The following is a 24,555-nucleotide window of genomic DNA, read 5'->3' as shown; positions in this document are numbered from 1 at the left end:
TTCAATTGTCATTTACCTTTTCTTAAGAAACCATATACAGAATAACACGTTTCCCACCTGTTCGCATATTAAATTGCTGTTACAACCAAAATTTGATTGAAGCACCATCGCTGGTATACATAAAATTTATATGTTATTTAACGTACAGGAACCTTTTTAGCCACGCCGAGTGCTAATCCGATCATGTCATTGAAGCTGGTCTGACGCTCTTGAGCGGTAGTTTCCTCGCCTGTGATTAAATGGTTCGAGACAGTCAGGATTGATAACGCCTGCACATGGAACTTGGCTGCGAGCAGGTACAGCGCCGGTGTCTCCATTTCGGTGGCCAGAACTTCGTAGTCAATCAGCTTTTGGCGATCCATCTCATCATTGTAGAAACGGTCTTCGCCTAGTACATTACCAACATGGTAGCGGATAGAACTGTCATCTGCCAAATTTGCTGCTTCGCGTAATAGCTGAAAGTCTGCCAAAGGCGCAAAGTACATGCCAGCGCCAAAGGTATTCAAAATGATGCTGCTATCTGTCGATGAGCCTTGCGCCAACACCACATCGCGAACCTTGACATCTTTGCCCATTCCGCCGGCCGTACCCACGCGAATCAGCGTTTTGACGCCATAATCCTGAATCAACTCGTTGACATAAATCGAAATCGATGGAATGCCCATCCCTGTTGCCTGAACCGACACGCGCCGGCCTTCAAAGGTTCCGGTGAAGCCAAACGCATTGCGAACGGTGTTGTAGCGCGTCGCATTTTCCAAAAAGTTCTCGGCAATATATTGGGCGCGCAATGGGTCGCCTGGCAGCAACACCACATCCGCGATGGCGCCTTTTGGAGCTGCAATATGTGTACTCATGTTTGATCCCCTTTCGCTGGGTTGTGTTATTTTAACAAGCTCAGAAATGATTGGCCGACCTGATTGCCGCGGACGCCGAAATTGTCGAGAATCGTGGCGCCTAAATCAGCAAACGGTGAACGGACACCCAAATCACCATTGCCAACAAATTGCTTGCTGTATGCCAACAATGGCACATATTCGCGCGTATGATCCGTCCCGCGGAAAGTCGGGTCGTTCCCGTGGTCAGCCGTGATCATGAGTAAATCGTCGCGCCGTAAGACCGTCAGCAAATCGCCCAGCTGGCGGTCAAACGTCATTAACGCCTCGCCATCACCTTGGGCATTACGCCGGTGGCCATACATGGCGTCGAAGTCGACCAGATTCGTGAAAATAAATCCTTTACGGTCAGATTTCGCCGCTTCAATCGTTTTGTCCATGCCGTCTGTGTTGCTGACGGTGTGCACACCATCGTCTAAGCCCTGGCCCGAGAAAATATCATTGATTTTCCCGATGCCATAAGTCGGCACGCCAGCTCCTTGCAAGCGATCGAGATCAGTCGGCTTATCCGGCTGCAACGCGTAATCGTGACGGTCACTGGTCCGGGTGAAGGTTGTCGGATCGGTGCCAACGTAAGGTCGAGCGATGACCCGGCCGATTCGATAAGGGGCATCAATCGTGATGCTGCGGACATAACGGCAAATCCGATATAACTCTTCAAGCGGAATCACATCGGTTTGAGCGGCAATCTGTAGCACTGAATCACCCGACGTATAAACAATGAGATCGCCAGTTTTCAACTGCTGCTCGCCATAATCCTTGATGGCCTCGGTGCCGGAATACGGCTTATTAAGAATCACTTTGCGCCCGGAAAAGTCCTCGATTTGCTTAATCAAATCAGCCGGGAAGCCGTCAGGAAAATAGCCAAGCGGTTCGGTGACCGGCAGACCCATCATCTCCCAGTGGCCGTCCATACTATCTTTACCGGCAGAAATCTCCGCCATCTTGCCAAAATAGCCGCTGGGACTCCCCAATGGCCCGACGCCAGCAATTGGCGTTTGCCGCGCGATATTGCCCAGCCCGATCGCCTGTAAGTTTGGCAGCGCAAGTTTCCCGTCAAAATAATCGCCGATGTGACCAAGCGTATCGGCGCCTGTATCATGAAACTTTGCTGCATCCGGCGCTTCGCCAATGCCGATCGAGTCTAAAACAATGGTAATAATTCGCTCAAATGCCATACTATGCCTCACCCGCTTCTTTCAAAATCTGTACCCCGGCACTTGCCCCTAGCCGATCAGCGCCGGCTTCAATCAGCGCTTTGGCTTCGGCATAAGAGTGAATACCGCCAGCAGCTTTAACACCCAGCTTATCGCCGACTGTCTGCCGCATAAGCGCAACATCATGAACCGTTGCCCCGCCCGCAGCAAAGCCAGTTGACGTCTTAACAAAATCAGCGCCGGCAGCCGCCGCCAACTTGCAAGCCGTTACTTTTTCTTCATCAGTCAACAAAACTGCTTCAATGATGACTTTCAACAAGCCGCCTTTTGCATGGGTCATATCGGCAACTGCCTGAATATCGGCGCGAACATGGTCATCATGGCCTGCTTTTAGTTCGCCGATGTTCAAGACCATATCGACTTCCTTTGCGCCTTCATCAAGCGCCTGACCGGCTTCAAAAACTTTGGTCTGCGTTGTATTGGCGCCAAGCGGGAATCCAATCACGGTACAAACGTTGACGTCCGTATCGTGTAAGCTGGCCGCGGCCCGCGCAACCCAATAAGGATTGATGCAAACCGAGGCAAAATCATACTGCTTTGCCTGATGCAAAACGACATCAATCTCGTCCTGCGTTGCATCCGGTTTCAATAAGGTGTGATCAATATACTTTGCCAATGGTTTTTCGTTCTTATTCATTTTTACGCCTCCAAGAATTAAGAGCGTGAGCTGGCGCGCTTAGAAACCGAAGTGTAAGCGGCCTCGGGCGTGATGGTCGGGCTTTGACCATTGCGACCAAGGTCCTTACACGCAGGTTTCTGCGCCAGCGAACGCTTTTCCGTTTACTGTCCTGACTTAAGAATACCATGGTACGGAAACCCTTGCATTCTGGAAAATAAGTTCTCATGCCTGCTTTTTCAGCAATTCATTAAACCCGTTAAGATTCCGGCTTAAAGCTACTCGCTTACACTAATATTTGTTAGAATAACCTTAATAGAACTTCATCAAATAAAAATTAAGGGAGATGGCAGTAATGAGCAATCTCATGCAAAGATTGCTTCCCATGCTCGTGGCAAACAGTGTTCGATTGCGGCATAACCGCATTTATCGTGCACTTCAGCAAACTTTTGCTGTCATTTTCCCCTTTGTCATGGTCGGCGCGTGGGCCCAGATGCTGGAACTAAGTGTCTTTTCACGCAATGGTTTTTTTGCGGTTATCTATAATCTCGACAATGTCATCCCTCATTACAACCAAATCCGCACGCTTTTGCTGATCATTGAAACCGTGACCGTTGACCTGATGTCCGTTATGGCTGCCTTTTTCGTTGCAAAGTATATTGCCCGGTCTTATAAAAAAGATGATTCACTGGCGGAGCTCACCAGCGTCGGTGCTTTTTTGATCCTGAATTTTAATGCGCAGCGTAATGCTCAGTCACCATTTCAGATGAACAACTTCGGCTACCGTGGCTTATTCGTCGCAATTGTTTTCGGTTTGCTGATCGGCTGGCTGTTTCGCTTCACCCGCGCTGATTTTGAAGAACCTTCACAGCACTACACCATCGCCGGCCTGATCAGTCGCGGGTTGCGTGGTACCTGGTTGACTGTGCTGATTTTGATTAGTTGTGTCGCGATCACTTACGGCCTTAGCCTCGTATCAACAGAAGGATTTATCGGCCTTTTCTATGTCATTTTTCAAGTGCCGGCTGCGAACATACCACATGTGTCGCTTCGGCTCGCACTGGTCACAACGATCAATGCGCTTATGTGGTGGGGCGGGATTGAAGGCCCCATTAATCCATTGATGGTGCAGTCAGGAAGTACGACTGGCACGGCGAACTTAAACTATGCGCTGGAACACGCTAATTTGTTCAACGTGCCTAACCCGATCACCATGAATACCATTTACCATCCGTTTGCCAGCTTTGGCGGCGTTGGCATGACGTTAGCGCTGATTATTGCAACACTTTGGGTGGGAAGGTCCAAACCGTTACGGCGGATTGCGGGGTTATCGCTTCTACCTGGTCTGGTCAATATTAGTTCACCCGTGATGATCGGGTGGCCGGTAACCCTTAATCCGATTCTGTTAGTGCCGTTTTTGATCACGCCCTTGGTTAACATGGCAATCGCCTGGGTTGCTATCCGCCTGCGTCTCATGCCGCCTTCGGTTTACACGGTGCCGACTACCACACCGGGACCCTTGGCAGCGTTTCTTGGCACGAATGGCAATCTGGTCGCCTTAGTAGTGGCCGTGATCTGCTTAATCGTCTCGGTATTGATTTATGCGCCGTTTGTCCGGCTGGCCGAAACCGTCAGTCTTGAATCAGCGAAAGTCGGTGATCATCATGATTAAACACTGGCGCAGATGGCTGCTTATTCTTTTCAGCATTCTTGCGATTGGCGCGGTTGTGTTCCCTGCAACCAAATGGATGGCCCAAAACGTCAAATCGGCGCGGGTCGTCCATAATTCGCGGATGCAGCCTATCATCTTAATTCCCGGGAGTTCGGCGACTGAAGACCGCTTCAACACTTTAATCACGCAACTCAATAATCAAACAAACGGTCACAGCCTTTTGAAAATCACAGTGAAAACGAACGGCACGCTGACTTATAGCGGCAAAATCGCTGCGCGAGACACCGAGCCGTACATCGTCGTTGCATTTGAAAATAACAAGGACGGCTACAACAACATCAAAAAGCAGGCGGCGTGGTTTAATATCGCCTTCAAGCAGCTCGCCAAAACGTATAACTTCAATCGTTTCCGCGGCATTGGCCACAGTAACGGCGGCCTCATTTTCACGCTTTTTCTCGAAAAATATTACAACGAGTCCGACGTGCAGATGACCCGGCTCATGACGATCGGAACGCCATATAATCTTGAAGAAAGCAATCCGAACAACCGCACCCAGATGTTGAACGACTTTATGACCAGTCGCGATAAGTTGCCAAGCACCTTAACCGTTTACTCGATTGCCGGAACCGAAAATCTTGATGGCGACGGTACTGTGCCAATCGAAAGTGTCGAAGCCGGTAAGTATATTTTCCAAAATCAGGTTGCCCACTACACCCAGATTACAGTTTCCGGCGATGACGCCAACCACAGCGCCTTGCCGCAAAACCGGCAAATTGTTAGTCTGATCAGTCAGTACATGGTCGCAACACCAAATCAACAAGGCGTTCGTCCGGGTCAAGGCGGTAGCGGTCGCGGTGTCGGTCCAGCGCCACGTGACGGCAGTCAGAATCCTTGATGAACAAGCCGCGATAATTGTCACATTAAAAAACAGGTCAATCGCAATTGCGGTGACCTGTTTTCTGCTAGTTACGCGATCCAATTTATAAAAGTCTAAACTAGCTGGCAAGACCCATAGCTTCACGCATGACGCTTAAACCGCTGCGTCAGCTTTCGTTCGCTTTGTTCAAGCAAACTTTCCGGATCAATGCCGAACTTGTCGCTTAGAATCAGAACCTGATCCAGAACATCCGCCAATTCTTCTTTCAAATTGGCATCCAAGGCATGCTGACTTTTAACCGGTTCCCCCGGATGATCGCGGCCAATTTCCAACGCTCGAATCGCCCGCGACAATTCACCGGTTTCCTCGGTCAGAAAATTAAGGCGGATGAAGGGACTATAAGCGTACCAATTGTGCTTCTGGTAAAAGTGAACTAGCCACTGCTGGTGTTCGGTTAATGTCAATTTTCGCCCTCCTAATGTCGTTCACAACAGGCGTCCTGATGACTTCGTTTAAAAAATACATTCGTTTTCCATACTACGCCAGCCTGGTTGCTGAAGCCATGCTTTTTGGCAAAAAATAAGCAGCTCATGGCCACCTATCCAAAATAATGGAATTTTGATTTTCTGCCCACAATCAACTCGCCGGCTGTGCGCCCAGGTAAGTTGCCTGAACCGCGGGATCCGCCAGTAATTCCGCCCCTGTACCGGTCAACTTCACTGTCCCACTGGCCAAAACATACCCGCGATTTGCGATTGCTAGCGCCTGCTTGGCATTTTGTTCGATTAACAAAACCGTAGTTCCTTGTTCGTTGATTTTGGTAATGATGTCGAAGATCTCCTGAATGAAAATCGGCGACAAGCCCATCGACGGCTCGTCTAGTAAAAGAAGCTTCGGCCGCGCCATGAGTGCACGCCCCATCGCCAGCATCTGCTGCTCGCCACCGGACAGGGTTGCGGCGTCTTGATTGAGCCGTTCCTTTAAAACCGGAAAACGATCATAAACCACCGCCAACTGATCACTCGCAGCCTGCTTGTCTTTGAGACCAAACGCACCCATCTGCAGGTTTTCACTGACTGTCAGCCCAGCAAAGATATGCCGGCCCTCTGGCACTTGCGAGACCCCCATTTTTACGATTTTAGCGGCTGCCATGCCCACGATGTTTTTGTCTTCATATAAGATGGTGCCAGAGCGCGGCCGCAGCAAACCTGAGATAGTTTTCAAGATGGTACTTTTACCCGCACCGTTCGCGCCGATCAGCGCCACAATTTCGCCGGTGTGAACGCGGAAGCTAACGTCTTTGACCGCTTGGATCCCGCCATAATTAACGACTAGATCTTTGACCTCAAGCATGCACGTCACCTCCTAGATAGGCCCGAATAACTTGCGGATCGCGTTGAATCACTTGCGGGGTTCCCTCGGCAATCATCGCGCCGTGGTCCAACACATAAATATATTCGGCCAGATTCATCACCAACGACATATCATGTTCAATCAACACCACGGTAATGCCAAAATGCTCCCGCACCCGGGCGATCAGCCGACTCAAATCAGCCGTTTCTTCCGGATTCATCCCCGCTGCTGGCTCGTCCAAAAATAATAGCTGTGGCTTAGTTGCCACGGCGCGAACAATTTCCACCCGCCGTTGGGTCCCATAAGGCAAACTCGCCGTGGGTTCATCTGCGACGTCGGCTAGTTCAAAAAAGTCCAGTAACTCATCAGCCGCAGCCCCGACGTCATGTTCCCGTTGATAAAATTGGGGCAAGCGTAAAACCGTTCCGAGAAAATCTTCGTGGTACAGATGGGTTCTGGCCACCAGCACATTTTCCTTCACTGACATGGCGCCGAACAACCGAATGTTTTGAAACGTTCTGGCAACGCCTAACTTAGCAACTTGGTACGCCTTCTTTTTGGTAATGTCGACATCGCCGTTAGCCGTCGTTAAGGTTATTTTCCCAGTCGTCGGCCCAGATTCACCGGTCAGCATGTTGAACAAGGTGGTTTTGCCAGCGCCATTTGGACCGATTAACGCGATTAACGCACCTTGCTCAATGGTCAAACTCACATCGGCGACTGCCTTTAGCCCACCAAACACTTTACTGACATGATTGATTACAAGTTGGTTCGTCATGAGGATGCCGCCTCCTTTCGCGCGCGCCGTTTACGCCCAAAAGAAAGCTCGTAGTGTCCCAGTAGCCCGGACGGCTTGAAGACCATCAGCAAAATCAAGGCGAGTGCATAAATCACCATACGGAGCGTGCCAAAATTCTGTAATGCCGTGTCGATGATCCCCAAGACAATCGCCGCCACAAAGGTTCCGGTCATACTGCCAACACCGCCAAGAACGACGATAATCAAGAGCGAAATCGAATTCATAATACCAAAGTCCCCTGGCGCAATGGTTTGCAAATAGCTGGCATGCAACGATCCGCCAATCGCGGCAGTCGCGGCGCCTAACACAAACGCGGCCAGCTTCCATTTGGTCGGGTTTATCCCGATCGATTCGGCCGCAATGTCATCATCGCGAATTGCCATCACCGCGCGTCCAGCCCGACTATGAATGAAGTTGACGATGACTACTGTTGTCACGCACATCAAGACATAAACCGTTGGCCATGATGCCAGCGGCGGAATGTTGAACATACCAGCAGGGCCGTTGGTGATTTTCAGATTGTTAATCACCACGCGAATAATTTCCGCCGCTCCCATGGTCGCAATGGCCAGGTAATCGCCGCGCAGTCGCAAAGTCGGAATGCCAACAATCAACGCCGCCACGATCGCAATCATCATCCCCAGCGCCATCGCCAGATAAAAGCCAAGCGGTGTCGCCATATTTTGGGTCACAATCGCCGTCGCATAGGCACCGATAGCCATAAATCCGGCATGTCCCAGTGAAAATTGACCGGAAAAACCGATAATCAAGTTTAGCCCGACCGCCAAAATAATATTAATGCCGACTGTCACCAAGGCATTTTCGATGAAGGTGTTGATCACGCCGGTTAATTCCCCGACATTGATCAGAACAAAGCCGTTGACCATGATCGCCAACCAGATTAATTTGCTGCGTAAGTTTTTTAGCATGCGCTCACACCTTCTCCCGTTGACGTTTGCCGAACAAGCCCGCCGGCAAAACAACCAGCACCAAAATCAAAACCAGATAAACCGCCGCATCCTTGTAAGCCGATAAGCCAATGGCCTGCACGCCGGTTTCCAGCAGACCGATCAGGAAGCCGCCGACTGCCGCACCCGGCACCGAGCCGATGCCGCCGACAACCGCCGCGACAAACGCCTTGATCCCAGGCACCATCCCCATCAAAGGATCGATCGAGTTGTAATAAAGTCCGATCATAACGCCCGCTGCCCCTGCCAACGCCGAGCCCAAAGCAAAGGTGAAAGAGATAACATGATCCGGATTAATCCCGACCAGTTGCGCCGCCTGCGGATCCACCGCGACCGCGCGCATCGCCTTCCCCATCGTGGTTTGCTTAATGATGAATTGTAACAGCACCATCAGCAGCAACGATGTGGACAAAATCAACAGCTGCACATTGGAAATCCCCACGCCGAACACATAATAAGTTTTGGTTGTAATCACTTGCGGAAAATTCCGGGCATTGGCGCCAAAAAGGAATGACATGCCATTTTCCAGGAAAAACGATACGCCGATCGCGGTAATCAAAGCAGCGATCCGCGGTGAATTACGCAATGGCCGATACGCCAGATACTCGATTAAAACTCCTGAAAGACTGGCCATCACCATCGCAGATAATAAAGCGGCAACAAACCCTAAGTGTAAAAAATTAATCGCGTAATAACCCCAAAACGCGCCGAGCATATAAATATCGCCATGAGCGAAGTTAATCAACTTGATGATTCCATAGACCATGGTGTAGCCCAGCGCAAGCAAGGCATAAATACTGCCGAGTGAAAGTCCATTGATCATCTGTTGCATCATGGTCTGCAAAGTTGGTGCCCCCTTCCCAGAATTGTGGAAAACGCCTATTTAACGGTATAGGCCTTCGTAATCTTGCCTTGCGTCAGTTCTTCAACCGCAATTGGCTTCTCTGGATTATGCTTGCTATCAATGCTGGTCGTCCCGGTCACGCCAGGCATATTCTTAATTTTCGCCAGTCCCTTCGCAATGCTGGCCGAGTCCGCTGACTTTTGATCTTCGATGGCTTGCTTGATCATGTAAACCGAATCATAAGCTAGCGCAGAAAATGTCGGTGCGTTCGCGTTGTATTGCTTTTGATAATTGTTCATAAACGTCTTAACCAATGAACTACGATTAGCCCCCAGTGTTGAAAATGGCGTGGTGTAATAAACATCGGTCGCATTTTCGTTGCCGGCAATCTGGGCCAGTTTAGGATCGGCCATGCCATCTGCCCCAATGATCGGCACCTTGATCCCTGACTGACGCGCTTGTTTAATCAGCAGTCCCAGTTCGGAATAGTAACCCGGCGCATAAATCGCATCGATTTTTTTGTTTTTAATATTTGTCAACATGGCATTGAAATCTTTATCGCCTGACTGATAATATTCCGTGGTTACAACCTTGCCGGTAAACTTTTTCTTAAACGCTTTGGTCAAACCGGTCCCATAATCCGTTGAGTTATCGGCAATAATTGCCACATTTTTGGCTTTCAGCGTGTCATCGGCAAAAACCGCGGCTTTTTGTCCTTGGAAGGTGTCTGTAAAACAGGCGCGGAAAACGTAAGGCTGCACCTGACCGTTTTTCTGCAAGGTGAAATTAGGATCCGTTGCGCTTGGCCCCACCATCGGCACTGCCGCTTTGGTGACATTTGGAATTGAAGCCGTCCCATTATTAGTGGTTGCCGGTCCGACGATAGCAACGACCTTCTCGTTATTCGCCAACTGCGCCGCAACCGCTGCCGCGCCGTTGGTTGAAGATTTGTTGTCCCGATAAACTGCTGTCAGCTTTTTCTTACTGTTGCCAACTTTCACGCCGCCAGCGGCATTAATCTGCTTAACTGCCAGCTCGACTCCTTGCTTTTCCTGCTCGCCATAACCAGCTACGGCACCGGACAGTTCCATATTTACGCCGATCTTAATGGTATTGCCCGCAGTATTTCCTTTGTTCGCCGCACTCTTGGTCGCACAACCAGTCAGTGCCAGCATGGACATGGCAACAACCCCAGCACCAATCAAGGCTTTCACAACACTCTTTTTCACTTTGGTTCCCCCTTTTAACATCCCTAGTAATTTTCATTAATCTTTAACAAAAAGGCACCCATTCCGACGAATGGGTGCCAAGTATCAGCCCCACTGTCAATACGAAAACGGGGCTCGATACGCTGATCATTAACGATCAAACTGTCGGGTCCCTGGCATCAACAACAAGACTAAGCATATGCTTTGACGAATATTGCGCTTTTTAGATGACATACACATAGATGACATTGACTCGCCTTCTCCCGTTAAAATTAATGATTGGTTAGAATACTAATTGGATTCACGCAAAAAGTCAACTTAATTTTTTAATTTTTTGAGTGTCCAGTTGGAATAGCCGATATATCGCGGTTCAACCATTCTCCGGGCGCCGTCAAAATGTGAAATGTAACTAAAATCGAGGGAAGTTTCTCATAATTCTATTAATAAAACGGGAAGCCGTCATAACTCGTTGTGGCTTTTTAAAAACAAGCCGAAAACAGCTAACTTTAAATGCAACGAAAAAAAGCAGCCAAGCATTAAGCTTGACTGCCAATTTTTACAGTACCCAATTTAACTTGGATAGGATCTCGCTGGCTCCACAACCTTGAGATCGCTGACCCCACAATCCGGCGGGTGGCTTTTAACCAGTCAGCTGCAACTTTCAGCACAAGAACCGTGCTTACTCGACTCATCGCATATAAACAGTATATCACTTTTTCGGCTTCAAGACTGCCTGTTTATACAACAATTCTGACAAGAGTTGGGCCAACATGAAACCGACCGCAATCGCCCCGGCAATCATGATCACGCGACTGACATATTGCAAAGCACTATCCAACTGCCCCATCACCACGGCGCGAACCGCCTGATAGGCAACGGCGCCTGGCACCAACGGGACAAATCCCGGGATGTTGAAGATAATGACCGGCATTTTTTTATAACGCGCAAAGAAGATGCCGCATACACCAATGACAAAGGCACCGGTCAAGTTAGCCATCATCCGGCCAATACCTGCCTCCATCAATAGCCAGTATGCCAGCCAGCCCATCATGCCAGCCCAGCCAGCAAGGTTCAGTGCTTTGCGTGGAACATTAATAATCACCGCAAACGCAACGGTTGCTAAATAACTAAAAGATAGCTGGATCAATAACGCAACAAACCACGGCAAAAGCACTGCCTCCTTTACTAAAAGAAACGAAATATTATGGCAATTCCAACACCGATTGCACAGGCACTTAAGATTGCTTCCATTCCGCGCGCCATGCCGGACAGCAGGTGCCCGGCCAACATATCCCGGATCGAATTGGTAATCGCCACACCCGGCACCAGCGGCATAATCGCACCGATGATAATGTCATCCAAATCATGGCCTAGCCCTAATTTAACGCCGATCCATGCCGTTAATCCGACAACCAGAGCGCCGAGTAATTCACTGATAAAGCGGATATTCGTTAAGGCATTCACCTTGATATTCACCCAAAAACCAAGTGCGCCAACCAACGCCGCCAAAGGCATATCAAACCAGTTGTATTTTTGCGCAAATAAAACCATTAAGGTCAAACTGACAACGGCGGCACCGATCACCTGCCACCAAATTGGAAAAAACGGCGTATTCTGATCTAATTTAAGCAGTGCTGCGTATAAGGCATCCAGATCAATTTCTTTGGCAGCAAACGATCGGGAAAGCTGATTCACCCGGGAGACTTTTTCCATATCAATCGAGCGTTTGCTAATCGGCCGTTCCTGAATATACGGTTGATTTTCAATACTCGCAAAAATCCCAGTTGGCGTCGTGAACACCAACGTTTGCGGTTGACCAGCGTTAAAAGCGATTCGGCGCATCGTGTCTTCCACCCGATACATTTCCGAACCGCCTTCGATCATAATTCGCCCGGCTAAAAGGCAGGTAGCTAAGACCCGATTTGGGGTTTGGTTTTTTTCTTGTTCAATTGAATGTGTCATCGCGCTGCCTCTAACTTCTTTTCAAAGTAACGCTTCAATTTTTCTTTGGCATAAACGCCGCTCACTTTTTCTTTTGGTTGTCCCTGCTGATAGACTACTATTGTCGGCACCGTCATGATTCCCAATGTTTGCGGCACTGAAGCATCCGCCTCCACGTTATAGCGCACTACTTTTAGCCCTGACAGTTCTTTTTCAAGCGCACTTAAAATCGGATCAAGCACCTTACAAGGCCCACACCACGGCGCCCAAAAGTCGACAACCACCGTTCCAGTAGCGGTCAACTCCTTTAGTGTCTCTTTCGTCGCGTTCACCGGCATTTTATGGCCCCCTTTTCCGCTTGCTTCTGCAATGTAGCACGCATGGTACTGTTGTTTCAAGATTATTTTTTGATTTCCTGTTAGTGGTGAGCTATGAATTTTGTTCTGTTTGAGGCAGGTCTGAAGTCTTGCTCAGATTTCTATAACGCGCTTGCAGTCTCAGAAATCTGCATGTAAGTGGCCTTGGTCGCTATGGCCAAAGCCCAGGTCATCACGACCGAGGCTGTTTAAAACGTGTCTTACTCCATAACGCGCTCCCCGGCGCAGGAGTCGGCTCGCGCTCACCAAAAAAAGACCCAGTCATATGACCGGATCTTATCTTAGCGTGGCAGCTTCCTACCCTCGCAGGCAGTTTCCCACCAACTACTCTCGGCGTGAAGAAGCTTAACTTCTGTGTTCGGCATGGGAACAGGTGTATCCTTCTTGCTATCGCCACCACACTTATGAGAACTTTGCGCTCTCAAAACTGGCTATCATTGTTGTTTGTTTACTTTGCTGAGAATCGGCGTATTTCATCGAAACGCGTTCGCAGTCGCAGAAACCTCCACATAAGGACCCTGAGTCCATTGGCCAAAACCCGGCCAACGAACTCAGGCCCGCTTATGCTCCGGTTTCTAAGCGCTCCTGCTCACGCTCTTACTTGGTTAAGTCCTCGACCGATTAGTACTGGTCCGCTCCATGCATCGCTGCACTTCCACTTCCAGCCTATCTACCTGATCATCTTTCAGGGGTCTTACTTCCATATAGGAATGGGAAATCTCATCTCGAGGGGGGCTTCACACTTAGATGCTTTCAGCGTTTATCCCTTCCGTTCATAGCTACCCAGCGATGCGCCTGGCGGCACAACTGGTACACCAGCGGAACGTCCATCCCGGTCCTCTCGTACTAAGGACAGCTCCTCTCAAATTTCCTGCGCCCGCGACGGATAGGGACCGAACTGTCTCACGACGTTCTGAACCCAGCTCGCGTACCGCTTTAATGGGCGAACAGCCCAACCCTTGGGACCGACTACAGCCCCAGGATGCGATGAGCCGACATCGAGGTGCCAAACCTCCCCGTCGATGTGGACTCTTGGGGGAGATAAGCCTGTTATCCCCAGGGTAGCTTTTATCCGTTGAGCGATGGCCCTTCCATACGGAACCACCGGATCACTAAGCCCGACTTTCGTCCCTGCTCGACTTGTCAGTCTCGCAGTCAAGCTCCCTTCTACCTTTACACTCTGCGAATGATTTCCAACCATTCTGAGGGAACCTTTGGGCGCCTCCGTTACATTTTAGGAGGCGACCGCCCCAGTCAAACTGCCTACCTGACACTGTCTCCCGCCACGATCAGTGGCGCGGGTTAGAGTGTTCATACAGCTAGGGTAGTATCCCACCAACGCCTCCATCGAAACTAGCGTTCCGATCTCTACGGCTCCTACCTATCCTGTACAAGCGGTACCAACACTCAATATCAAGCTACAGTAAAGCTCCATGGGGTCTTTCCGTCCTGTCGCGGGTAACCCGCATCTTCACGGGTACTATAATTTCACCGAGTCTCTCGTTGAGACAGTGCCCAAATCATTACGCCTTTCGTGCGGGTCGGAACTTACCCGACAAGGAATTTCGCTACCTTAGGACCGTTATAGTTACGGCCGCCGTTTACTGGGGCTTCAATTCTGGGCTTCGCTTGCGCTAACTCATCCTCTTAACCTTCCAGCACCGGGCAGGCGTCAGCCCCTATACATCATCTTTCGATTTAGCAGAGACCTGTGTTTTTGATAAACAGTTGTTTGGGCCTATTCACTGCGGCTGACCTTGCGGTCAGCACCCCTTCTTCCGAAGTTACGGGGTCATTTTGCCGAGTTCCTTAACGAGAGTTCGCTCGCTCACCTGAGGATACTCTCCTCGACTACCTGTGTCGGTTTGCGGTACGGGTAGTTTATTTCTCACTAGAAGCTTTTCTTGGCAGTGTGACATCAGGAACTTCGCTACTTTAATTTCGCTCCCCATCACCGCTTGTCCTTATGGTCGCAAGCATTTCACTCGCCACCAGACTTGCGGCTTGGACGCACTTTTCCAGCCGTGCGCTTTCCTTAGCCTCCTGCGTCCCTCCATCGCTTAAACAAAATAAACTAGTGCAGGAATCTCAACCTGCTTGTCATCGACTACGCCTTGCGGCCTCGCCTTAGATCCCGACTAACCCTGGGAGGACGAGCCTTCCCCAGGAAACCTTAGTCATACGGTGGATCAGATTCTCACTGATCTTTCGCTACTCATGCCGGCATTCTCACTTCTAAGCGCTCCAGCCGTCCTCACGATCGACCTTCAACGCCCTTAGAACGCTCTCCTACCGCGCACCCTTACGGGTGCACCCACAGTTTCGGTATTATGCTTAGCCCCGGTATATTTTCGGCGCAGTGCCACTCGACTAGTGAGCTATTACGCACTCTTTAAATGGTGGCTGCTTCTGAGCCAACATCCTAGTTGTCTGTGCAACGCCACATCCTTTTCCACTTAGCATAAATTTAGGGACCTTAACTGGTGATCTGGGCTGTTCCCCTTTCGACAATGGACCTTATCGCTCACTGTCTGACTCCCGGAGTAAGATCGATGGTATTCGGAGTTTATCTGAATTCAGTAACCCTTGATGGGCCCCTAGTTCAAACAGTGCTCTACCTCCATGATCCATCCTCCGAGGCTAACCCTAAAGCTATTTCGGAGAGAACCAGCTATCTCCAAGTTCGTTTGGAATTTCACCGCTACCCACAACTCATCCCAGCATTTTTCAACATACATGGGTTCGGTCCTCCAGTGTGTTTCACCACACCTTCAACCTGGTCATGGGTAGGTCACTTGGTTTCGGGTCTACATCTGCCTACTCATTCGCCCTGTTCAGACTCGCTTTCGCTCCGGCTCCGACTTTTCATCTTAACCTCGCAGGCAAACGTAACTCGCCGGTTCATTCTACAAAAGGCACGCCATTACCCCTTAACGGGCTTTGACTAATTGTAGGCACACGGTTTCAGGAACTGTTTCACTCCCCTTCCGGGGTGCTTTTCACCTTTCCCTCACGGTACTGGTTCACTATCGGTCACTAGGGAGTATTTAGCCTTGGGAGATGGTCCTCCCGGATTCCGACGGAATTTCACGTGTTCCGCCGTACTCAGGATCCTGGACGGAGAGTCCGCCGTTTCGCTTACAGGGCTTTCACCTTCTATGGCGCAGCTTTCCAGCTGACTTCGACTACGTCGAACTTTGGTAACTCCAATGTCCAGTCCTACAACCCCGAGAAGCAAGCTTCTCGGTTTGGGCTCTTCCCACTTCGCTCGCCGCTACTATGGGAATCGAGTTTTCTTTCTCTTCCTGCGGGTACTGAGATGTTTCAGTTCCCCGCGTCTGCCGCCGACAAGCTATGAATTCACTTGCAGGCAATACACTGCTGTGTACTGGGTTCCCCCATTCGGAAATCTCCGGATCAAAGCTTACTTATAGCTCCCCGAAGCATATCGGTATTAGTTCCGTCCTTCATCGGCTCCTAGTGCCAAGGCATCCACCGTGCGCCCTTTGTAACTTAACCTGTACTGACTTGCGTCAGCGGTTATGCGATGCGAATTTCTAAATTAGAAACTCATACAAATACGCTGTGTTCTCGGCAATTTAAAACATTTACAACAATGATATCCAGTTTTCAAAGAACAAAGTCGCACCCGCTAGGGTGCTTGAGGGTCGTCCCCTCAAAACTAAACAAAGTTTCGTGTGTGCAGGTTTCCGTCAGACTTAATGTCTGTTTCCTTAGAAAGGAGGTGATCCAGCCGCAGGTTCTCCTACGGCTACCTTGTTACGACTTCACCCTAATCATTTGTCCCACCTTAGACGGCTCGCTCCCTAAAAGGGTTACGCCACCGGCTTCGGGTGTTACAAACTCTCATGGTGTGACGGGCGGTGTGTACAAGGCCCGGGAACGTATTCACCGCGGCGTGCTGATCCGCGATTACTAGCGATTCCGACTTCGTGTAGGCGAGTTGCAGCCTACAGTCCGAACTGAGAATGGCTTTAAGAGATTAGCTTGACCTCGCGGTCTCGCAACTCGTTGTACCATCCATTGTAGCACGTGTGTAGCCCAGGTCATAAGGGGCATGATGATTTGACGTCATCCCCACCTTCCTCCGGTTTGTCACCGGCAGTCTTACTAGAGTGCCCAACTGAATGCTGGCAACTAGTCATAAGGGTTGCGCTCGTTGCGGGACTTAACCCAACATCTCACGACACGAGCTGACGACAACCATGCACCACCTGTCATTTTGCCCCCGAAGGGGAAACCTGATCTCTCAGGTGATCAAAAGATGTCAAGACCTGGTAAGGTTCTTCGCGTTGCTTCGAATTAAACCACATGCTCCACCGCTTGTGCGGGCCCCCGTCAATTCCTTTGAGTTTCAACCTTGCGGTCGTACTCCCCAGGCGGAATGCTTAATGCGTTAGCTGCGGCACTGAAGGGCGGAAACCCTCCAACACCTAGCATTCATCGTTTACGGCATGGACTACCAGGGTATCTAATCCTGTTCGCTACCCATGCTTTCGAGCCTCAGCGTCAGTTACAGACCAGACAGCCGCCTTCGCCACTGGTGTTCTTCCATATATCTACGCATTTCACCGCTACACATGGAGTTCCACTGTCCTCTTCTGCACTCAAGTTTCCCAGTTTCCGATGCGCTTCCTCGGTTAAGCCGAGGGCTTTCACATCAGACTTAAAAAACCGCCTGCGCTCGCTTTACGCCCAATAAATCCGGATAACGCTTGCCACCTACGTATTACCGCGGCTGCTGGCACGTAGTTAGCCGTGGCTTTCTGGTTGGATACCGTCACGCCGACAACAGTTACTCTGCCGACCATTCTTCTCCAACAACAGAGTTTTACGACCCGAAAGCCTTCTTCACTCACGCGGCGTTGCTCCATCAGACTTGCGTCCATTGTGGAAGATTCCCTACTGCTGCCTCCCGTAGGAGTTTGGGCCGTGTCTCAGTCCCAATGTGGCCGATCAACCTCTCAGTTCGGCTACGTATCATGGCCTTGGTGAGCCGTTACCTCACCAACTAGCTAATACGCCGCGGGTCCATCCAAAAGCGATAGCTTACGCCATCTTTCAGCCAAGAACCATGCGGTTCTTGGATTTATGCGGTATTAGCATCTGTTTCCAAATGTTGTCCCCCACTTAAGGGCAGGTTACCCACGTGTTACTCACCCGTCCGCCACTCGTTTTAAGTTGAATCACGATGCAAGCACCGTTCATCGACCAAAACTCGTTCGACTTGCATGTATTAGGCACGCCGCCAGCGTTCATCCTGAGCCAGGATCAAACTCTCATATAAATATGAGCTGTTCGAATAGCTCGATTTGTTGTTCTAGCGAATTGACTTCGCAAATGTTACTTTTTGCCTCGATACCGAAGTATCAAGGACCCTGCACATTTAAACGAAACTTTGTTCAGTTTTCAAAGGACGACTTTGTTGCCAAGCGACAACTTAATTAGAATATCAAATTGGCAACCCTTTGTCAACATCTTTTTTTAAATCGCTGTGCGGTTTAAACTGTTTTGATGACTGACAACTCGTAATATACTACGCAGGTTCTCCGTTTAAGTCAACAACTTTTTCAAAAAAATTTTCAGAGGTGTCGACCGCAAGCGATATTGTCTTAAGTAAGCAGTTAGCCAAAGTGTCACAAAAACTGTAACCTCTTAGAAGATACATCTAGGAGGAATCACATGAAGAAGGTTGTCTTAACAATGAAAGAAGAAGAACGTTACCGAGTCATCAAAGCAGTGGTCAATGGTAAGACCTCCGTGCAACGCGCAGCCGTTAAGCTCAAGCGCTCCGAACGAACCATCTACCGACTGATCAAGCTTTACAAGCAACAAGGCAAAGACGGCTTTATCCATGGTAATGCCGGCCGTGAGCCTGCCAACAAACGCAACGCGCAACTCGAACGTCGGATCATTCATCTGTACACCAACAAGTATGCCGGTTTCAACATCGCTCATTTCCACGAGTTCTTAACCACTGCCGAACAAATCGCTATCTCCGAATCCTCACTTCGGCTCTTATTCAGACACCACCACATTCTGTCACCCAAAGCCCATAAAGCCACCAAGCGTCGGGTCAAGCGTGAGTTAAAAGAAAAAGAAAAGAAGGCCAAGCTCCTATCCAAACGTGATGAAGCCACCTTGTCAGCCATCGAAGTCGTTGAAAACATCAAAGCCCATCCAGAACGTCCTCGGAAACATTATTCTGGTGAACAGGTACAAATGGATGCTTCATGGGAGTATTGGTTTGGTACTCAAAAAACCACCTTACACGCAGCCATTGATGATCAGTCCGGGAACGTTGTCGGCGGCTACTTTGCCAAACAGGAAACACTCAGCGGCTATTATCACGTGTTTGCCCAAGTCCTTCGCGATTATGGCGCTCCAGCAGAATTCCTAACGGATCGGCGCACCGTGTTTAATAGCAACAAAAAAGAGGGCTCACCTTCGACCGAGAACCCTCTCACACGTTTCGGTTATGCCTGCCAGACACTTGGAACAGAACTTTCGGTCACCAGTATTCCGCAAGCCAAAGGCCGCATAGAACGTCTTCTGGAGACTTTTCAAGATCGGCTCACAAGTGAACTGCGGTTGCATAACATCACCACAATCGCAGATGCCAATCGGTTTTTGGTCGGCTTTATCAAGCGTTACAATGACCGCTTCGCATCTACCATCAAAAGTAGCATGTCGGTGTTTGATAAGCAACTAACACCCAAGGAAATTGACAATATTTTGATCATTGCCAATGAACGCAGCATCGGCCACGGACACTGTGTTCGCTTTGACAACAAGCGCTATCTGCCACATCGAAATGGCGAATTGGTTTACTTACCGCCGCATACAAAGGTCTTAGTCATCAAAAGCTTCACTGGCAGACTTTATATGACCACTGATGACGACCAGGTGTACGACCTTTTCTGTGTGCCAAAAGAACAGTTCATGTCAGCTAAATTCGATCTTACGCCAGCCGCGGCACCAACTCCTAAACGAACCAAGAAAATCCCGGCAATTACGCATCCGTGGCGCCGTGCTAACTATCGCGATTACCTTGATTCTCTTGGCATTAACAGTACAAGGGTTAAACAGTTGGTCGCCGAACGATATCCATACAAGAATTCACAAGCGATTCAAGTCTAATCAGGATCATCTCGCGTCCAGTTTTCGGACGCATGTTTTATGGAATTTACTGTCAAAGTCGAAAATCGCTTGACACAACTTTTTCAAAAAAATTTTCAGAGGGGAATATCTTTTCATGAAAGAAGATCGCGCCTTTTGGAATCAATTTGCCGAAGACTATGCTGCGGCTGAGGAAACGTCGCGTTTGCCAGTTGCTCGCGATGTCACCGCATGGCTGCTGGATGAAGGACTGCTGCCGACTAAATCACTCGTCGACCTTGCAGCTGGAACCGGCCGTTATGCCGCTCGCTTCGCCGCGCATGTCCAACAACTGACGTTAATCGATTGGTCCTCTGCCATGCTGGCTTATGCAAGGCAACAGCTAACAGCCAATTCGACTACATCGGTCAACTTCATAACCGCCGATTGGCATCAGCTCGAAGCGCGGCCTGCTGCCGATCTTATTTTTGTTAGCCAGTTACCCACGCTGGAGGCCAATGAACTGTCATTGTTAACCAACTGGGCTAATCAAGGCGTTGTGTTGAACTTTCAAACCGAACAGTCTGACGCTTTGATGGATCGCGCGCTAACTTATTTAGGCCAAGCCGTGCCGGTCGCTTATCAGGCAGACCCTACTCGTGTCGCCAGCTATCAACAGTGGTTACACGCTCACCAGGTTCCGTTCAAAGCACATACGCTGACTTATCATCTTGAGGAGCAGACAACGATTAGTGATCTTTTGCCTGAGCTAACTGTGCCTGTCGGTGTAAAAGCGGCCAGCCAACTTGCCAAGGCACTGACTGGAAACGGAAATGCCCACATGCCAGTCACCGATCATCTCACTTATACCTATACGCAACTGGTTTGGCATTCGGATCATTAGCAATTCAACATGCCACTGCGCGTTCCAATACGAACTAAATACCCAAAGAGAGGCACCGCCGACAATTCCATTTTGTCGGTAGCGCCTCTTTTTTCGCGTAAATTAGCCTAGTTGATTTGCTTCAGACGGAAATTGAATCACGCCTTAACTTGTAACTGTTCCACGTTAACAACCGTATCCACCCACGAACGATCATAAAAGCCTGCCTCATGTGAGACGAGCAAGACGGCGCCGGGATATTGTTGTAGTCCGGTGCGCAATGCGTTCTTGGTGTCGTCGTCCAAATGGTTGGTCGGCTCATCCATAATCAGAATATTGGTGGTCTGTAGCATGAGTTCTGCCAATTTGACTTTAGCCTGTTCGCCTCCGGACAGCATGGTCAACGGATTATTGGCCTCTTCACTTGTCAAAGCAGTTCGTGACAGCACTTGGCGTACAACTTTTTGGGTTAACGCCGGGAAACGCTGCTGCAAATATTGAACCGGACTTTGCTTAGGTTGATCCCAATGTAGTTCCTGCTCGTAATACCCAAAGACCACGTTGTCGGCAATTTCGACACTGCCGCTAATGGCCGGAATTAACCCGAGGATCGTTTTTAATAACGTCGATTTACCGACGCCATTAAACCCTTCAAACGCGATAATCTGATCTTTTGCGACCGAAAAATTGATTGGCTGTAACAATGGTTGATTATAGCCAACAACCAAGTTATTCACATCAATCAAAATCTGCCGATTCACTGGCAGGTAAGGAAACGCTAAGTGGGCTTTGGAACGGGTGCCCGGTGGTGTCAATTTGTCCATGCGTGCCAGTTGCTTTTCGCGGCTTTTAGCCATTGTGGCGCGTGTCCCTGCCTTAAACTTGCGGATAAAGGCTTCGGTTTTCTTGATGGTTTCCTGCTGCTTGGCGAACGCCTTCAGGTACGTTTCGTGATCGGCTTCCTTTTGGCGCATGGCCTGTTTCAAAGTGCCAGTGTATTTCGTGATCTGGCCGAACTCAATATCCAAAACTGCATTGGTCACATTTTCGAGGAAATCAAAATCGTGAGAAATAACAATAAAAGCCCCTTCGAAGTTCTGGAGCCAGTCGGTCAACCATTCAATGTGCGACACATCCAGGTAATTGGTCGGTTCATCGAGTAGAAGCATATCCGGTTTTTCAAGCAGTAGTTTTGCCAAAATCAATTTTGAACGCTGACCACCCGAAAGCGCGTCAACCGGATGATCCATCCCCATGGCAGCGATGCCCAAACCTTCCGCCACGGTTTGAATCGTGGTTTCGAGTTCATAAAAATCGCCGGCTTCCAGTTCCTGCTGCAGCTCACCAGCCTTTGCTAACAGTGCGTCGTCCGGATTCGTTGCATAGTCTGCATAAGTTTGATTCATTTTGGCCTCTTTACGATAAAGCTCTTCAAAAGCTGTACGCAAAAATTCGATCACAGTCTGGCCCGGCACTAAGTTAGCGTACTGGTCTAAGTACCCGACGTGCAGGTGCTTCTGCCAGACAATCTTCCCGGCATCCGGCGTCAAGGCTCCCGTTAAAATCTTGATTAACGTACTTTTGCCAACCCCATTTTGGCCAATCACGCCAAGATGGTCCTCGATATTCACCTGAAAGCTGGCATCTTGATATAACACTTTATCTAAAAACCGTTGCGACAACCCGGTTACGGTTAAAACACTCATGAGAACTCCTTAATCTATAAACCGTCATTGATCCAACTAAAATACCGGCAGCACCTTGTGCTCATTGCTGGGCATCTTGTCAAATGGATCAACTTTTTCTTAAAATCCAAGTATTATCGCCACGCTTAACGACACCTACCGTGACGTACTTGGCTGCCTTGTCTGCTGGACCACCAAAGCTTTAATAGAACATTTGGTCATCCAGTTTTCTGAAAATAGCTACTGCTTGCTAGGCTATCACAGCCACTGTTGTTTTACAACGAGGCAAATCTTTTGCAATTTCTTCTTTTCTAGGGAAATAATAACTTCATGTCTATGATTAATCGGTGCTGCCCATGACGCATCTCGCTGGCAAACATAGCGTCCGCTGATGCTGTGCCTGCGACATGCATAATGGGCGCTTTCTTATATAAGGAGGAGACAAATAATGGGCATCATGGAATCACGTTTGATTCACGCCACGGTTGGCTTTGCCATCGGTGATGCTTTGGGACTGCCGGTCAAGGGCCAAACGCAGGCTGAGTTAGCCGCTTCACCGGTGACTGGGATGAAGGGCTATGGCACGTTCAATCAGCCGGCCGGCACTTACTCAGATGAAACAGGCCTTACCCTGGCCGGTCTGGATGCGTTGCAGCATGGTTTCGACCAGGATGCACTGGTCAATGCCTACCAAGCCTAGTTCAAAAACGGCGAGTACGCACCCTATGGGAAAAGGAATCCTGATATTTGGTCAAGTGTCGAAACGACCTTGACCACGGGAAAAGCCACAGCGGCGCCTAACGAACCAGGAGCCTTGATTCGCACGTTGCCATTTGCCTTTTTTGCTTACCAGACATTTGAAACCAACCTGTTCCAAAAAGCGGAAGGCAGCCGGCTCTTTCAAAATTTTGTCACGCTCACCAATCTGGATCCTGAAAATATGGTCGCTTCTGCCATTTATACCCAAATTGCGATTGAACTGCTTGCCGATGCCCCTGACTTACCCACGGCAATCACCACCGGCATCAGCAAAACCGCCGCATACTTTGCAGATCAGCCAACTTATCAACCTGCTTTTGCTGCATTCCAAGCCAAACTCGAAGCGCAGGCATCAGATGGCACTGCCACCGATCCTCTAAGTTTATTGGCTCGGTCCTTACACGCACTCCAAACCTGGCCGGATTATCATGATGCAGTTTTAAATGCGCTTATGCTCGGCGGCGCGACCGATACCGCAGCCGCGTTGACCGGCGGCTTAGCAGGCTTGGCCTATGGTTACACGAGTTTGCCGCATCGCTGGTGCTTGATGCTGGCTGAATACGCCCAGATTGTTGACCTATGTCGGCAAGCAGAAAAAAGCGGCTTTTTCCCGAAGTATGATTGAAAGACGAACTTTCTAGTCGTGGATAGAACGCTTGTGGTAGACTAAGGTTAATCTGTACCGGAAGGTGTCATTTTGAAAAACAACAATCAATCCGCCTTAAGAACGATCCTTGAGTTTCTGCTTCTTTTCGTCGTTATTTTCTTCGCGTCCCAGTTGCTGATGCGTTACGTCCTAAGCAAAGATGTGGTGCAGGGTACATCGATGCAACCGACATTGGAGAATAATGAACGGTTATATTCCGTTCGAATCAAGAAACCTAAACGCAACGATATTGTCGTGATCAATGCGCCTGATCGGCCAAAGTCGCTTTACATCAAGCGGGTTATCGGGATGCCAGGCGATACGGTGAGTTCCAAAAACGACAAACTGTATGTCAATGGTAAGGCAATTGCCGAACCCTATTTGAATCATAAGTTTTCACGTGATGAAATTAATAAATGGGCCAGTCAACAGGGACTGGATCCGTCCAGTATTAAGTTCACCAACGATTTCAATATCAAGACACTTTCGTCAACCAAATCAGCCAAAGTCCCCGCCGGAAAATATTTCGTGATGGGTGATAATCGTTTGGTTTCCCACGACAGTCGCGATTTTGGTTTTGTCGATAAGTCCAAGATTCAATCCGTTGTCGTTTGGCGGTATTGGCCGTTAAATCGGATGAAGATTTTCTGATACACGCTATTCCCCAATTAAAAAACATCGTCAGACCCTAAGCTGGG

General features: G+C 49.3%; 18 protein-coding genes, 3 rRNA genes and 1 pseudogene. 6 read left to right on the top strand and 16 right to left on the bottom strand.

What is annotated here, in order from left to right:
* Positions 1 to 137 precede the first annotated feature (137 nt).
* The 3 genes from deoD to deoC are packed head-to-tail and all read right to left on the bottom strand — an operon-like array spanning position 138 to position 2,747.
* Entirely contained in the window at positions 138 to 854 is a 717-nt protein-coding gene (deoD, locus tag LACZS1_RS01870; protein WP_070650385.1) for a purine-nucleoside phosphorylase, read from the bottom strand.
* A gap of 26 nt (positions 855 to 880) precedes the next feature.
* The gene (locus LACZS1_RS01865) at positions 881 to 2,071 is read right to left on the bottom strand and encodes a phosphopentomutase (RefSeq protein WP_070650386.1); all 1,191 of its coding nucleotides are present in this window, start codon (positions 2,069 to 2,071) and stop codon (positions 881 to 883) included.
* A gap of 1 nt (position 2,072) precedes the next feature.
* Positions 2,073 to 2,747 carry a deoxyribose-phosphate aldolase gene (gene deoC, locus LACZS1_RS01860; protein WP_070650387.1) on the bottom strand — a complete coding sequence of 225 codons (675 nt, stop codon included), beginning with the start codon at positions 2,745 to 2,747 and terminating at the stop codon, positions 2,073 to 2,075.
* 334 nt (positions 2,748 to 3,081) lie between these two features.
* On the opposite strand from deoC, the gene LACZS1_RS01855 reads away from it, so the two are divergent.
* Both LACZS1_RS01855 and LACZS1_RS01850 read left to right on the top strand, forming a co-directional pair.
* A complete protein-coding gene (locus LACZS1_RS01855; protein ID WP_274804272.1) occupies positions 3,082 to 4,398 on the top strand; it encodes a PTS sugar transporter subunit IIC in 1,317 nt (438 codons plus the stop codon).
* On the top strand, positions 4,391 to 5,293 hold the full coding sequence (locus tag LACZS1_RS01850; RefSeq protein ID WP_010492703.1) for an alpha/beta hydrolase: 903 nt from the start codon (positions 4,391 to 4,393) through the stop codon (positions 5,291 to 5,293). Before LACZS1_RS01855 ends, LACZS1_RS01850 begins: the two co-directional genes overlap by 8 nt.
* A 122-nt stretch (positions 5,294 to 5,415) precedes the next feature.
* On the opposite strand, the gene LACZS1_RS01845 is transcribed toward LACZS1_RS01850, so the two are convergent.
* The 12 genes from LACZS1_RS01845 to LACZS1_RS01790 all read right to left on the bottom strand — a co-directional run bounded on the left by LACZS1_RS01845 (position 5,416) and on the right by LACZS1_RS01790 (position 18,073).
* Entirely contained in the window at positions 5,416 to 5,739 is a 324-nt protein-coding gene (locus LACZS1_RS01845) for a MazG nucleotide pyrophosphohydrolase domain-containing protein (protein WP_047107746.1), read from the bottom strand.
* A gap of 172 nt (positions 5,740 to 5,911) precedes the next feature.
* Positions 5,912 to 6,628 (bottom strand): ABC transporter ATP-binding protein, encoded by a 717-nt coding sequence (locus LACZS1_RS01840; RefSeq protein ID WP_070650389.1) that lies wholly within the window; start codon positions 6,626 to 6,628, stop codon positions 5,912 to 5,914.
* Positions 6,621 to 7,406 (bottom strand): ABC transporter ATP-binding protein, encoded by a 786-nt coding sequence (locus tag LACZS1_RS01835; protein ID WP_070650390.1) that lies wholly within the window; start codon positions 7,404 to 7,406, stop codon positions 6,621 to 6,623. The genes LACZS1_RS01840 and LACZS1_RS01835 overlap by 8 nt, the downstream gene beginning before the upstream one ends.
* Complete coding sequence (locus LACZS1_RS01830) at positions 7,403 to 8,356, bottom strand: branched-chain amino acid ABC transporter permease (protein ID WP_070650391.1); 954 nt, start codon at positions 8,354 to 8,356, stop codon at positions 7,403 to 7,405. Before LACZS1_RS01830 ends, LACZS1_RS01835 begins: the two co-directional genes overlap by 4 nt.
* Positions 8,357 to 8,360: 4 nt before the next feature.
* Positions 8,361 to 9,239 (bottom strand): branched-chain amino acid ABC transporter permease, encoded by an 879-nt coding sequence (locus tag LACZS1_RS01825; RefSeq protein WP_029345603.1) that lies wholly within the window; start codon positions 9,237 to 9,239, stop codon positions 8,361 to 8,363.
* A gap of 35 nt (positions 9,240 to 9,274) precedes the next feature.
* A complete protein-coding gene (locus LACZS1_RS01820) occupies positions 9,275 to 10,468 on the bottom strand; it encodes an ABC transporter substrate-binding protein (protein WP_070650392.1) in 1,194 nt (397 codons plus the stop codon).
* Between the two features lie 688 nt (positions 10,469 to 11,156).
* A complete protein-coding gene (locus tag LACZS1_RS01815; RefSeq protein ID WP_010492690.1) occupies positions 11,157 to 11,615 on the bottom strand; it encodes a threonine/serine exporter family protein in 459 nt (152 codons plus the stop codon).
* Between the two features lie 17 nt (positions 11,616 to 11,632).
* Positions 11,633 to 12,409, bottom strand: coding sequence for a threonine/serine exporter family protein (locus LACZS1_RS01810; protein WP_010492688.1), 777 nt, complete (start codon positions 12,407 to 12,409; stop codon positions 11,633 to 11,635).
* On the bottom strand, positions 12,406 to 12,726 hold the full coding sequence (locus LACZS1_RS01805; protein ID WP_070650393.1) for a thioredoxin family protein: 321 nt from the start codon (positions 12,724 to 12,726) through the stop codon (positions 12,406 to 12,408). The genes LACZS1_RS01810 and LACZS1_RS01805 overlap by 4 nt, the downstream gene beginning before the upstream one ends.
* A gap of 323 nt (positions 12,727 to 13,049) precedes the next feature.
* Positions 13,050 to 13,166 (bottom strand): 5S ribosomal RNA (gene rrf / locus LACZS1_RS01800).
* 200 nt (positions 13,167 to 13,366) lie between these two features.
* Positions 13,367 to 16,284, bottom strand: a 23S ribosomal RNA gene (locus tag LACZS1_RS01795).
* A 219-nt stretch (positions 16,285 to 16,503) separates the two neighbouring features.
* A 16S ribosomal RNA gene (locus LACZS1_RS01790) occupies positions 16,504 to 18,073 on the bottom strand.
* The 16S, 23S and 5S rRNA genes sit together here, the layout of an rRNA operon.
* A gap of 395 nt (positions 18,074 to 18,468) precedes the next feature.
* On the opposite strand from LACZS1_RS01790, the gene LACZS1_RS01785 reads away from it, so the two are divergent.
* Both LACZS1_RS01785 and LACZS1_RS01780 read left to right on the top strand, forming a co-directional pair.
* Positions 18,469 to 19,926 carry an ISNCY family transposase gene (locus LACZS1_RS01785; protein WP_070650230.1) on the top strand — a complete coding sequence of 486 codons (1,458 nt, stop codon included), beginning with the start codon at positions 18,469 to 18,471 and terminating at the stop codon, positions 19,924 to 19,926.
* 115 nt (positions 19,927 to 20,041) lie between these two features.
* The gene (locus tag LACZS1_RS01780) at positions 20,042 to 20,788 is read left to right on the top strand and encodes a class I SAM-dependent methyltransferase (RefSeq protein ID WP_070650395.1); all 747 of its coding nucleotides are present in this window, start codon (positions 20,042 to 20,044) and stop codon (positions 20,786 to 20,788) included.
* A gap of 137 nt (positions 20,789 to 20,925) precedes the next feature.
* Here LACZS1_RS01780 and LACZS1_RS01775 read toward each other — a convergent pair whose 3' ends face one another.
* A complete protein-coding gene (locus LACZS1_RS01775; RefSeq protein WP_070650394.1) occupies positions 20,926 to 22,473 on the bottom strand; it encodes an ABC-F family ATP-binding cassette domain-containing protein in 1,548 nt (515 codons plus the stop codon).
* Positions 22,474 to 22,900: 427 nt separating this feature from the next.
* Here LACZS1_RS01775 and LACZS1_RS01770 point away from each other — a divergent pair.
* Positions 22,901 to 23,836, top strand: a pseudogene (locus LACZS1_RS01770) (ADP-ribosylglycohydrolase family protein).
* 72 nt (positions 23,837 to 23,908) lie between these two features.
* Positions 23,909 to 24,508, top strand: a complete 600-nt coding sequence (gene lepB, locus LACZS1_RS01765; protein WP_010489740.1) for a signal peptidase I — start codon at positions 23,909 to 23,911, stop codon at positions 24,506 to 24,508.
* The last annotated feature ends 47 nt before the right edge of the window (positions 24,509 to 24,555 follow it).

The organism is Lacticaseibacillus zeae subsp. silagei (assembly GCF_030770335.1).
In the GTDB taxonomy this organism is placed as follows: Bacteria; Bacillota; Bacilli; order Lactobacillales; family Lactobacillaceae; genus Lacticaseibacillus; species Lacticaseibacillus zeae.
The sequence above is the reverse complement of the archived record's forward strand: the minus strand, read 5'-3'. Positions and strand labels throughout refer to the sequence as shown.